General features: G+C 34.8%; 10 protein-coding genes. 1 reads left to right on the top strand and 9 read right to left on the bottom strand.

The window, feature by feature from the left end:
* Positions 1-155 precede the first annotated feature (155 nt).
* From ACKPCA_RS08645 to ACKPCA_RS08615, 7 genes are all read right to left on the bottom strand, one after another.
* Positions 156-1,331: a TolC family protein gene (locus ACKPCA_RS08645; protein WP_321282468.1), complete on the bottom strand. Its 1,176-nt coding sequence runs from the start codon at positions 1,329-1,331 to the stop codon at positions 156-158.
* Positions 1,324-4,416: an efflux RND transporter permease subunit gene (locus tag ACKPCA_RS08640; RefSeq protein WP_321282467.1), complete on the bottom strand. Its 3,093-nt coding sequence runs from the start codon at positions 4,414-4,416 to the stop codon at positions 1,324-1,326. The genes ACKPCA_RS08645 and ACKPCA_RS08640 overlap by 8 nt, the downstream gene beginning before the upstream one ends.
* A gap of 45 nt (positions 4,417-4,461) precedes the next feature.
* Positions 4,462-5,994, bottom strand: coding sequence for an efflux RND transporter periplasmic adaptor subunit (locus ACKPCA_RS08635; RefSeq protein WP_321282466.1), 1,533 nt, complete (start codon positions 5,992-5,994; stop codon positions 4,462-4,464).
* A gap of 179 nt (positions 5,995-6,173) precedes the next feature.
* Positions 6,174-6,431 carry a hypothetical protein gene (locus ACKPCA_RS08630; RefSeq protein WP_321282465.1) on the bottom strand — a complete coding sequence of 86 codons (258 nt, stop codon included), beginning with the start codon at positions 6,429-6,431 and terminating at the stop codon, positions 6,174-6,176.
* A gap of 194 nt (positions 6,432-6,625) precedes the next feature.
* On the bottom strand, positions 6,626-7,090 hold the full coding sequence (locus ACKPCA_RS08625; protein WP_321282464.1) for a hypothetical protein: 465 nt from the start codon (positions 7,088-7,090) through the stop codon (positions 6,626-6,628).
* Positions 7,091-7,225: 135 nt separating this feature from the next.
* On the bottom strand, positions 7,226-7,885 hold the full coding sequence (locus ACKPCA_RS08620) for an acetyltransferase (RefSeq protein WP_321282463.1): 660 nt from the start codon (positions 7,883-7,885) through the stop codon (positions 7,226-7,228).
* A 216-nt stretch (positions 7,886-8,101) separates the two neighbouring features.
* A complete protein-coding gene (locus ACKPCA_RS08615) occupies positions 8,102-8,401 on the bottom strand; it encodes a hypothetical protein (RefSeq protein ID WP_321282462.1) in 300 nt (99 codons plus the stop codon).
* Positions 8,402-9,312: 911 nt separating this feature from the next.
* Between ACKPCA_RS08615 and ACKPCA_RS08610 the strand changes: the two genes are divergently transcribed.
* Positions 9,313-10,068 carry a hypothetical protein gene (locus ACKPCA_RS08610; RefSeq protein WP_321282461.1) on the top strand — a complete coding sequence of 252 codons (756 nt, stop codon included), beginning with the start codon at positions 9,313-9,315 and terminating at the stop codon, positions 10,066-10,068.
* Positions 10,069-10,154: 86 nt separating this feature from the next.
* Here the strand turns inward: ACKPCA_RS08610 and ACKPCA_RS08605 are convergent, their stop codons facing one another.
* Positions 10,155-10,919 (bottom strand): phosphatase PAP2 family protein, encoded by a 765-nt coding sequence (locus tag ACKPCA_RS08605; protein WP_321282460.1) that lies wholly within the window; start codon positions 10,917-10,919, stop codon positions 10,155-10,157.
* A 93-nt stretch (positions 10,920-11,012) separates the two neighbouring features.
* A complete protein-coding gene (locus tag ACKPCA_RS08600; RefSeq protein WP_321282459.1) occupies positions 11,013-12,284 on the bottom strand; it encodes an efflux RND transporter periplasmic adaptor subunit in 1,272 nt (423 codons plus the stop codon).
* Positions 12,285-12,290: the final 6 nt, after the last annotated feature.

Raw genomic sequence — 12,290 nt, 5'->3', positions numbered from 1 at the left:
GGAGAGATATAAAATACAAAAGAGGATGGTAACCACTCCATCCTCTTCTATCTATTCACTTTAAACCTTAAAAACGGAAATCGTTTTGAATGTTCTACGCCGTATGTTTTTAAAGGTTCTAAAAAAAGTGGTATTTTAACTGATTCTAAATAATATTAAAGACGAAATTTCAATAATTCTGACATGGTTTTGTAATATTCATGCTCAATTTCAAGATAAGTATCAACACTTTCGTAATAATAAATATTCTCTGTAAAGTACTCAATGCTTGATATTTCGCCAAGGGTTAAGGCTTTTTGAAGAAGTGTATCGTAATGCTTCTCTGTAAAAACTCCCTCATACTCTTTCATACTTTTTTCAAGGTTCAAAAAGTTTCGAAAAAGTTTCAGAAATTTATTTTCAAGTTCCATTTTTCCAATTATATATTCTTCTCTACTAAATTGTTCCAGCAACCTTGCTCTTTTAACTTTGTTCTTATTTTCCCATAATGGAATGCTAAGTCCAAGTTTTATTCCATTGGCTTGTTTCATGATATCCGAATTTAAATAGCGATATCCAATGCTAAACTTGGGTAACGAGTTTGTTTTTACAAGTGAAGTTTCTTTTGAAGAAATTTCCTCTTTAGTACTTAATAGCTTCAGTTGTGGATCTGCATTCAATGATTGAGTTAATAATTCCTTCATGTCCTGATCGATACTCATTAAAGGATATTCATGCAGGTTAAGATCAATTTGCTTACCTCCGTTTAGTTTAATAAGATCATCAGTAAGGTTAGAAACTTTACTCTCAATCATTTTTAATTGATTTGCGGTATTCAAACGAAGCATTTTAATTTTATTGGCTTCAAGAATTGTTGCATCTCCTTCTTCCAACCTTTTTTGAAACAAGTCATTTAACCTTTCTGCATTATTTAAACGATTACTCAACTCAGCTTTTTGCTTGTTGTAATAAATCAGTTTAATGCAAAGCAGTTTTGCTTCTAGCAATATTTCCTGTCTCGATTTTGCTTTGTAGTTTTCCGTATTGGCAATTTGTGCCTTTTTAAGCTGATTCTTATACAAGTAGCTTGTCGGAAAATCAAAACTTTGACTTACCAATATTTCATATGGTTTTCCTTCATCTGACGAAAAGCTTTTTTCCCATTCCAGTTCAGGATTGTCCAAATTGGTTTGCGCTTTGAATCCTAGATTCTGAGCTTCAAAAAACTGTTCATTTGCTTTCAACACAGGATTGTTTTTTTCAATTGCAGAAAGCACATCCTGAACAGTATTCTGAGCCTTTGCAGAAAGGCTCAGAATTGATATCATGATTACGAATACAATTTTATTCATCTTCTTGTTTTTTCTTGTTTAACACCAAATAAACGATCGGAATAACATAGATATTCAGGAGGGTAGAGGTAAGCAATCCACCCAATATTACAACTGCCATTGGACTCTGAATTTCATTACCAGGTTGATCGCTTGCCAAAGCCATTGGAATTAAGGCCAGTGCAGCCGTTAATGCCGTCATCAAAATAGGACTTAGTCGATTCACCGATCCATTTAAAATGATCTCTTTTAACTGTAAACCTTTTTCTTTTAGGCTCTGGTAGTTGGATATTAGCAAAATTCCATTTCTGGTAGCAATTCCAAATAAGGTAATGAAACCAATAATGGCAGGAATACTTAACATGCCTGAAGTGAAGAAAATGGTAAATACTCCCCCAATTAGAGCCAGAGGAAGGTTTAGCATGATAATTCCAGCCAATTGAGAACTTCTAAATTCCTGGAATAAAAGCAGAAAGATGATTAGTAAACTGAAAATCGAAGTGATCATTAAAACTTTTGATGCTTTTGCCTCACTTTCAAATTGTCCTCCATACTCGATGCGGTATCCTTCTGGCAGTATGATATTTTCATCTACACTTTTTTGAATGTCTGCTACAATACCACTTAAATCTCTATCGGCAACATTGGCCGAAACAACCAGTTTGCGTTGTACATTTTCCCTGTTTATGGTATTAGGTCCTGATAGAGATTGAATGTCCGCCACATAGCTAAATGGAATTTTTTTTCCATCCCAAGTATCGATTAGTGCATTTCTGATGGCTTCAATACTTCCGCGATTCTCTTCGTTGTATTTCACGATCAGATCAAAAGCTCTGATCCCTTCAAATACATCAGAAACCTTAGCACCACCAAATGCTACATGAATAAATTCCGAAAACTGGGTGATGGAGATGCCGTATTTTGCCAGCATATCTCTTCTGGGTGTAATTCTTATCTGAGGGATTTCTACCTGCTGTTCAACGTTCACATCCACAACACCTTCGATAGGTGAAATAGCTGTTTTAATTTGATTTGCAGTTTGAAACATGAGATTTAAATCGTCACCAAACATTTTGATTGCAATATTGGCTTTAGTACCAGACAGAATGTGGTCAATTCTATGACTTAAAGGCTGTCCAATGGCAAAGTTTACTCCTTGAATTTGATTTAACTTCTCACGTACCTCCTGTAGAAATTCTGATTTGCTACGATCGGTTAACGTAAATGGAACTTCAATTTCCGAAGTGTTTACACCAAAAGAGTGTTCATCCAATTCTGAACGACCTGTTCTTCTGGCTGTCAATCGAACTTCGGGAATGGTAAGAAGTGCTTCCTCAGCCAAGACTTTAACTTTATTGGATTCCTCTAATGCAATTCCAGGTTTGGTAATGGCGGTAATCGTTAAAGAGCCTTCGTTAAAATCAGGCAAAAAGTTGCGTCCAAGATTTGTTAAAGTAATAATGGATGCAATAAATAAAATACCAGCACCACTTAATATCAATTTTTTGTGATTTAATGCTTTTTGAAGCGAGGCTTCATATCCTTTGTTTAAACGAGATACCAACCAACTTTCTTTGCTCTTCTTATCAAGCATTTTATCGCTTGTAAGCATAAAACTACATAAAACAGGAGTCAGTGTAATGGCTACGATTAATGATGCAAACAAGGCAACGATAAATGCAATACCAAGAGGTTGCAGCATTCGCCCTTCCATCCCGCTAAGGAAGAAAAGAGGTAAAAATGCAGCAATAATAATAAAGGTTGCATTAATAATAGATGAACGAATCTCGCAAGAAGCATCGTAAACCACTTGCAAAGGTTTTTTACGTTCTTCTTTTGGCAGAAGATGATTTTGTCTTAAGTGTTTGTAAACATTTTCTACATCAATAATGGCATCATCTACCAAGTCACCAATGGCAATTGCCATACCTCCAAGTGTCATGGTATTAATGGTAATGCCTAAAAACTTAAGGGTAATTATTGTTACCAATAATGAAATAGGAATCGCCAGGAGTGAAATGGTTGTAGTTCTGTAATTCATTAAAAACAGAAACAGAATTACAATTACAAAAGCAGATCCTTCCAGTAAAGCTTTTTGTACATTGCCAATGGATGAATTAATAAAATCCGCTTGACGGAAGATGTGTGTATTTACGTTCACACCCTCGGGTAATGATTTTGATAGCTCTTCAATTGAAGCATCAAGCTTTTCGGTCAATTTTAGGGTGTTAACGCCAGGTTGTTTTTTAATGGTTAGTAAAACCGACTGTTTGGCGTTAATGGTTCCCAAACCAATTTTTGGAGCGGCAGCAGCTTTAACTTCAGCAATGTCGCTAATTCGGATCGGAACATTCTTATAGATTTTTACTACCGAATTGCCAAGCTCATCAAAGTCAGAAGTTCTGGCAATTCCTCTAATGTTGTATTGATTTCCATATTCGTTAATGAATCCACCAGCTGAGTTTTGATTCGTAGCTTCAGCCGCTTTCATCAACTCATCGATACTTACATTGTAGTATCGCATTTTTTGTGGATTGGCAAGAATCTGATATTGTTTGTACTCACCTCCAATAACAACAACTTGGGCAACACCATTAATGGCAAGCAAATGTGGCCTGATGGTCCAGTCGGCAATGGTTCTTAACTCCATTGGGTTAACATTGTCCGATTGAAGTCCAATCATTAATACCTCACCCATAATTGAGGATTGTGGAGCAAGAGTAGGGTTACCGGCACCTTCGGGTAACATTTCAGACAATGGCATTAGTTTCTCACTAACAATTTGTCTGGCTTTGTAAATGTCAGTTCCCCACTCAAACTCAATCCAAACAATCGAGAATCCTGCCGATGAGGATGAACGTAATCTTCTAACATCAGTGGCTCCATTTACGGCTGTTTCTATAGGGAAAGTAACAAGTTTTTCCACTTCTTCCGGCGCCATACCGTGAGCCTCGGTCATAACAACTACAGTTGGAGCTGTTAAATCCGGAAACACATCCACATCCATATTTAATGTAGTGTAGCTACCTCCAATAATTAGTAAGGCAGAAACAAACATTACAAGAATGCGGTTGTGTAACGCATATTGTATGATTTTATTTAGCACAATGTATCTTTTTAAATTCTTAAATCGGTTAATTGATCAAGGCTTCTAATGTTCGTGAGAATGAGCTGGCAATGATCCTGCAAGGGAAGCAAGTTTCACAAAATAAGCTCCTTCGGTAACAACCCTTTCTCCAGCTTGAAGTCCTTTAAGGATTTCAACTTCACGACCATTATCGGCACCTATTGTGATAAATCTTTTCTCAAAGCTTTCTCCTCCGGTTTGTACAAATACATATTTCAAACCTTGATCTTCAAGAACTGCCGATTTTTCGATGTGCAATACATTTTTGGTATGTTCAGATTTCAGATAAACCTCAACAAATGAACCTGAATATAGTTCTGGTGTTAAGTCCAATTCAAAAAACAATGGCGTAGTATAATCATCCTCATGAATGTCTTTTCCATAGGCAATCATTTTGCCATTTAATTCTTCGGTGCTAAATACCTTATTGCGATAAGGAAGTTTAAAATTTGCCGATTTAATATTAGGAAGTTCTTTTAAATGCTTTTGGTAAACATCCGCTTTCAGCATCAATTTTGAACCTTGATCTACTTTGGCAAGTACAGTACCTTTTTCAACATATTGGCCTTCGTTCACATAAACGTCACAAACAAATCCGTTTACCGGAGAAAGAATGGAAAGTCCACTATCATTATAGTTTTTGTTGATGCTGTTGAATTTAACTTGGGCATTTTCGTAAGCCGCTTTAGCTTCTAGAAATGTTTTTTCCGTTACAATTTTATCTTTTCGCAAAGTACTTGCTCTATCGAACTCAGCTTTGGCTTTTTCAAGTTCCAGTTTTGCTTCGGTATATAGGGTAGACAGGTTGTCACCAGCCAATCCTTTCCCTGTAATCATGAATAATGAAGTGTTCTTGTTAACTGTTTTACCTGCAACAATATCGGTAGAACTAAAATGAACTACACCACTGGTTTTGGCAACCACTTGCTTTTCCATATTAACTGCTGGTTGTAGTGTTCCGGTAGTTTTGATAATGTTTTGGAAGTTTGAATTTTTAACTTCGGCAGTTGCAAAATCAATTTTCCAGGCTTGTTCTTTTAAAAAGCTAATTTCATTATCACTTTCCTGATCAGCTGCATTATCTGCTTCTTCATGATCCTTATAAACAGGGATATTTTTAGCAACGAACTTTTCTTTGCCATACTTCGAATTTACCTCAAAAACCAATGTAGCTGAGCCAGCCTTTTTAGGCATTAATGAAGGCGTGAAAATGCCATCTCTGGCAGGCGAATTTACCGTGTTCGAATAACCTTTCCCTGCTACCATTAAAACGACTTTAACACTTCCTTCGGTGTAAGGTTTGTAGGTTTCCAGGTTGGTTAAATGTGTCGTAAAGTTCGAAACATGATCCAACATGAGTTTAGGAAACTCCACGAATAACTCTGTATTTTCATTGTACAGGGTTAAACTCATGGTCGAATGATCTTCTTCATCATGTGCAGCATGAGTATCGGTTTCATGTGAGTGTCCGCCATGATCGTGTCCATGCGAATTGGTATTTGGTTTACATGCTATTAATAATGATAAGGCTAAGCTTATCCAGATATATTGTTTCATCTGTATATAATTTTATTGTTTTAGATCAGATGGAACTTACCATAAATTAAATAATCATTCCCGTGTGTGAATTAATAATTATTTAATTATGGACGTTTCATTTTTTCTATTCTTGTATTTATAACTCAAAATTTCATAGGCTGATTCGGAGAAAGTTACCTCCGAATCAGCATTAATGCTTAATGATTGTGTTCGTGATCGTGGTCATGTCCATGCTCATGATCGTGTCCATCTTCGTGCTTGGTGCTATCAACATCAAATTCTTCTTGATCATGTGCATCGCTATCATGAGAGTGTGAATGTGCTCCATCACCATGGTCGTGATCGTGTCCTTCATGTGAATGGATTTCTTCTTTTTTCTCTGATTTTTTACCTGCATTACCACATGAGGTAAATACTAGTCCACAAATGGACAGAACAAATAATAATTTTTTCATTGGATTGAAATTTGAGTTAGGTTGTGGGTATCTCATGGCAATTCATTTAAGAATACCAAGTGAAACCTCTACAACTTTTGTTATAAATGATTTGAATACTTTGTGTATTTACGCGTGATTTTATTGTATTATAATATGTGAGGGTATTATACAATAATATCAACACAACTTTAATAAGTTGTTGAATTACAGTCTTAGGCGAAGAATAAATTGGGTGGACCTCTCCTGTGAGGGATGAGCCTGAGCGGTTCGTATGGAAGCCTGAAATCTACAATGTAATATTTACTTTTTTCAATATTTTCCCTATATCCATAATCGATATGGTCTGATTTCAGAAAAACTTGATATTTGATTTCTTTTTGTACCCTGTGATGAGTAAGGAAGCATGTGTTTTTTTCGTTTTGCCCATGTTTGTGTACAAAGAACAAGTCATCCACGTCCTTTTTTTCGGTGGTAAATTCAAGATGATGAGTATCTGAATCCTTGTGATGACAATTTGTGCCAGATTTATGGGAATGAGAATTTTGGTGATAATCCTGATTGCCATGTACATGCCCATGATCGCCATGGTGATGATGAGGAATGATATCATGAGCTAATAATACCAAAACAGGTATTATCAATGCTAAGAACATCAGATTATTTTTCAAACTCCTCATTTTCGAAAATGTTTGCGACAAATATAAATTTTCAAAAAAAGAAATCCAATACCTAAATCATATGATTATGATTTCTTAATAAAAAATCCATGAAAAATACTTCATGGATTTGATTGTAATAGAATTATTTAGCGACTAATATAGCTCGTGGCTGATTTTACCTTCAAGTTTTTTAGCAGGGTTTCCTACATAAACTCCCCATTCTTCAGTGTTTTGTTTTGTTAAACTTGCACCCATAGCAAGTAAAGTGCCTTTTGCCAAATGCGAATAATCTCTGATGGTAGCATTAACGCCCAAAAAACAATGCGATTCGATGGTGCAGTGTCCCGACATTACAACGTGCGATGTGAAAAATACATGATCTTTTATTTCGCCATGATGTCCAATGTGGTTACCGCTCCAAAGAACTACGTTATTGCCTATTTTTGTGAAAGGTTGTAATGTGTTATCCTCAAGAATAAAACAGTTTTCTCCTATTTCATTGTCACATATCGTTGCTTTTGAACTGATGTATGAAATGTATTCATAACCTTTTTCTTTTCCCGCCCGGTATATCTTCTCTCTTAACTGATTCATTTTTCTTCCGGTCATTGGTGCAAACAATTTGTATTGGCTTGGTGGATATTTATCTTCCAAACTTTCGAATGCAACCACTGGCAATCCTTTAAATGAGTCTTCTTTTATATATTCTTGGTTTACAGTGAAAGCAACTACTTCGTGCTCACTATCATTCTCAAGGTACCAATGAGCCAATTCGGCTGTATCCAATATTCCGAAAATAATAACTTTAGCCATGTTGAAATTTGTTTAAGGTGAATGATTAAGAAGTTTTTGTGATAACCTACAGTACTTGTGAATATTGCAGATTATTTTGTTATTCTATTTAAATTACTGAATATCACAATGCAAAACAAATTTGATTTTAAATGGATGATCGATAAATATAAAATGCATGTAACAAAAAAGGCCGCAGATTTTTCTGCGACCTTTTCTATATTCATGTATGTAAGCTTACGATTCCTTGCTACATTCTTTTTTGCAATCACTCTTGCAGTCTGTTGTTGCTTCTGCTTTGTGGTGGTCACATTCTCCTGAGCATTTCTTTTCTGCGGTTTCAGCAGTAGCTTCAGTTTTTGTGCCATGAGTACAACCAGCACATTCTCCTTTGCACTCGTCATTTTTCTCAGCAACTACTTCAGTTTTTTCTTTTGAGCAACAAGCTTTTTCTTCAGCATTAGCAGTTTTTGTTTTATTACCACAAGAGCTTAGTACGAATCCGCAGATTGCGATAGCAAATAATAGTTTTTTCATCTAATTAAAATTTAAATGGTACGTATTGTCTTTCTTTTTAAGCGAGCATGAAGATATTGTTTCTGATAAATAAATACAAATGGAGTGGAAAGCTTTTTGATATGAAATTGTGAAAATAATTGATCTAATAAGAACTTAAAAATTGGAAAATAAGATTCATTTATTTGCTAATGAAATCATGATGAGAGGCTGGTAGGTGTTGATAATGAAGAATAAAATCATGATTAACTAAGAAAAAATCCTTCAATATAATTTGACATATTCATGTAAACTATTAATTTAGTGAATGAAAAATAAGAAATCTATGGTTAAACTTTTAGAAGACTCTGCTTTTTTGGAATATAGTTCTCCAATATTTCAGGACAAGATTTCAAAATCTATATGAAAGAATCTACTCTTAAGCATTCGTGTGTAAGAAGAAGCGATTTATAAATTAATGAAGTGATAGAAAGAGAAAAAATAGAATAAAAAGCGGAAGAAAAGAATAAAAGCAAAAGTAGATAAAACAAAAAGTTAGAAAATAGTAAACCAGAAAAAGAAAAAAAGCAATCCGAGCTCCAAAAAAAAAGGAAGGGGGAAACAGAAAGTAGACAATCCGACCTTGAAAATAGATGGTGGAATGAAAAAGTAGATAAACCGACACCTAAAAAAGGCAGAGGAAACAGAAATTAAGCATTCCGATCTTGAAAGAGTAAATAAGAGAGAAAAAGTAAACAAACCGACCTTAAAAATGTGAGGGGGAATCAGAAAGAGGAAATCCCTACCCAAAAAAAGGAAGAAAAAAATAATTAAAAATAAGAAGATAGGAATAAACCAGAAGAAGGAAAATAGGAAGAGGGGATGGTTTAATAGAAGGTAAGCTTGAGTATTAAATATCAAATTTATTAATATTAACATTAAATCTTTTAAAAATGAGTGCTAAGTATTACAAGTTCAGACAAGAAGAATTACCAGTTGTAGGAAATTTCTTATTGAATCGTTTTAAGCGTGATCGTGTTCAGTTCGAAGATTTTTCACCTGAATACAATGATGACTATGAGGCCAACTGGCTAAGTCAAATTCAGAAAGTAGAACAGCTTAACTTGGCAAGTCATCTTACGGCAGATCTGAAACAGATAACTGATGAAATGTATCATCTTATGAGCGATATTGTTGATAAATTGGATTTTACATCCGCCTATGCACAACGTGCAAACAAAAGCCTGACTATTAAATTTTCTGATTTTGGTATTAAGGAAGCTAAAAAGGAATTGCGAAAGAAGAATGTTGAAGGTTATTTGCTTAGAATTAAACTTGTTCAACAGAATGTGATTAATAACCTGGAAGCTTTGAAAGTAAAAGGTTACAAAGAAGAGATAGGAAGCGAGATTGTAAGTATGACTCTAAAAGTGAAGGAGCTGAATGAGCAGCAGGATGAAAAAATGAGCGAAAGAAAACAATTGGTTGCAAGTAACAATGGTGAGTTCGACAAGTTATGGGCGATACTTAGTGATGTTTCACGAACTGGAAAGCTTTTGATGAAAAAAGACAAACTAAAAGCAGAAGAGTATATGTTCTCTCATATCCTAAAAAGGGTTCGCAAGTCAGTCCCTGTTGAAAAGAAGATAGAAAAAGAGGTGGCTTCACCAACAAATATTGAACAACAACCAGAGGTTGTGGAAGCTTAAATATTGCATGTTATTTCTTTAATAATATCAAAACATCCCTATTAGTAAGGGATGTTTTTTATGCAATTTTGAAAGCTGTAAATTTCTTAAAGCAATATATTAAATTTAAGTCCTGCGCCTTTCCTTACAATTATTGGCGATATACTAATATTTTTTTTCTTTAGTTTGTCGAAAGCCCAATAGGTGAGATCCACAGAAAGAATTCCTATTCCGGCACCAACTAAAATATCCGAAATCCAGTGTGCATTGTTCATTACTCTTGATACTCCAGTAAAGGTTGCTAGTACATAGCCTGTGTATTTAAGCCATGGATAGTTTGCGCCAAATTCTTTGTCCAGATATCTAGCTCCAATAAATGCTTGTGTGGTATGTCCTGAGGGAAAAGAGGTGATTGCAATTCCGTTGGGACGTCTTCTTTTGGTGGAAGTTTTTAGTTTTCCCATTACTGTAAGTCCAATAATTTCGGAAGTAAGCAGTCGGGAAATTTGTCCCATTCGTTTGTTGTTACCAGGTTTATTTAATGCAATTAAACCGAGCGATATACCCAATGGAGCAAATTGTGTGTAATCGTCAACAACAGTTGTATAATCGTGAATTTGTTTAAATACTTCATCTTGGAATGCGAATTTACTGGTGTACCAATGATCTTTATGTTTCGAAAACTCTAGGAAAACACCTGTGCCAATTATACCTGCAGCAGTTAAACTTCCCAGATCTAATAAATTATTTTTTTGAGGTTGATGTAAACTTAAACTATCGGTTTTTATTTTAAACTCATCAGCTGCTATTGCTTGATAATTAAATTGCAAAAACACTAAAATTATAAGTATAATTTGTGGAGAATTTTTCATATAATTTGTTTAATATGAATTAATAAATGAAAAACCATAAGCCAAACAACTATTGTGTTCGACCTATGGTTGAACTTACTACAGACTATAATTTTAATGACTGTGTTCTGCTTCGCCCTTTTTCATTTCGGCAAGCAAATAGTAGGCTGCATTTTGAGCTACCAGTGTTTCATTGTCTAATTTTTCCAAAGGTTTAATTTCTATAAAGCCACGATCTTTTACTCCGGTAACTATTTCTATCATTTTTAATGTGATTTTTGCACCTCCTTCATGTGCTTCATCACCATGTCCATGCTTATCTTCTTCCTTGTGTGTGTTGGCCTCTTCATTGTGTCCATGTTCGTCTTCTTCTTCGTGACTCACAATAAAGATGAATGATTTATCACCTTCGGTAACAACCGCAGCTTCCGGAACTGCAAGTACTTGGCTTTCTCCGGTCATGATTTTTCCTGTAATAAATATGCCTGGTAATAATCCGGTATTTTTTGTGCTTACTGTAGAGTGAACCATGACAGCTCTTGGATTTTCTTCGAAAGATTTACCTATGGTTGTTATTTTGGCTTTATAACTTTTTCCATTTTGATTGTTGATCTGGAAAACAACATCTTGTTCTTTCTTCACTTTTGTGATGTCACTTTCAAAAATTTTTAAATCGGCATGTAATTCATCCGTATTTAAAACTTCAAACAATTCTGTTTGAGGTTCGATGTATTTACCCAAATTTACTTCAACCTTGCTAATGGCTCCACTAATTGTTGACAATACCGGAACACTGTTGTTAATATTACCATTTCTTACCGAGGAAGGATTGATGTTTAATAATTGAAGTTTTGCCTCCAAGCCTTTGTTCTTAGCCTTTAAACTTAAATATTCCGATTTGACTTGTTGAAACTGTTTGCCCGATGCAACATTGTTTTTCAATAGCATTTCCTGTCTTTCGTAATCCTTTTTCAGGTACTCTAATTGGTTAATACTTTCTTGGTAATCAACTTGCAGTTGAATTAAAGCTGGATGAGTAAGGGTTGCTAAAACTTGTCCCTTTTGAACGATATCACCTTCGATTACATTAATAGATGCAACATTTGCTCCTATAGGCGAACTAATACTGGCTTGGTTTTGAGGTGGAACTTGGAGTTTGCCTGATGTGCTTACAAACTCACTCAAATTCATTTTTTTCAAATGTTCAAATTTTAATTGAAGCACTTCATCCTGTTCTTCACTAATTCGAACAATATTTTCATTGTGTCCTTCTTCTTTAGGTTCATTAACTTCAATAATTACTTTCTGAGATTTAGAATCACAGGAAACAAAAAATAATGAGTTCGAAAAAATAATTACTGGTATGATATATTTGTTAATCTTCATGATATT

The organism is Marinifilum fragile (assembly GCF_963677365.1).
Classification (GTDB): Bacteria; Bacteroidota; Bacteroidia; order Bacteroidales; family Marinifilaceae; genus Marinifilum; species Marinifilum fragile.
The sequence above is the reverse complement of the archived record's forward strand: the minus strand, read 5'-3'. Positions and strand labels throughout refer to the sequence as shown.

Bases quoted from the DNA above. Each gene is read 5' to 3' on its own strand.
- ACKPCA_RS08600 (WP_321282459.1), bottom strand. From the start codon at position 12,284: ATGAAGATTAACAAATATATCATACCAGTAATTATTTTTTCGAACTCA.
- ACKPCA_RS08615 (WP_321282462.1), bottom strand. From the start codon at position 8,401: ATGAAAAAACTATTATTTGCTATCGCAATCTGCGGATTCGTACTAAGC.
- ACKPCA_RS08620 (WP_321282463.1), bottom strand. From the start codon at position 7,885: ATGGCTAAAGTTATTATTTTCGGAATATTGGATACAGCCGAATTGGCT.
- ACKPCA_RS08610 (WP_321282461.1), top strand. From the start codon at position 9,313: ATGAGTGCTAAGTATTACAAGTTCAGACAAGAAGAATTACCAGTTGTA.
- ACKPCA_RS08645 (WP_321282468.1), bottom strand. From the start codon at position 1,331: ATGAATAAAATTGTATTCGTAATCATGATATCAATTCTGAGCCTTTCT.
- ACKPCA_RS08630 (WP_321282465.1), bottom strand. From the start codon at position 6,431: ATGAAAAAATTATTATTTGTTCTGTCCATTTGTGGACTAGTATTTACC.
- ACKPCA_RS08605 (WP_321282460.1), bottom strand. From the start codon at position 10,919: ATGAAAAATTCTCCACAAATTATACTTATAATTTTAGTGTTTTTGCAA.
- ACKPCA_RS08635 (WP_321282466.1), bottom strand. From the start codon at position 5,994: ATGAAACAATATATCTGGATAAGCTTAGCCTTATCATTATTAATAGCA.
- ACKPCA_RS08625 (WP_321282464.1), bottom strand. From the start codon at position 7,090: ATGAGGAGTTTGAAAAATAATCTGATGTTCTTAGCATTGATAATACCT.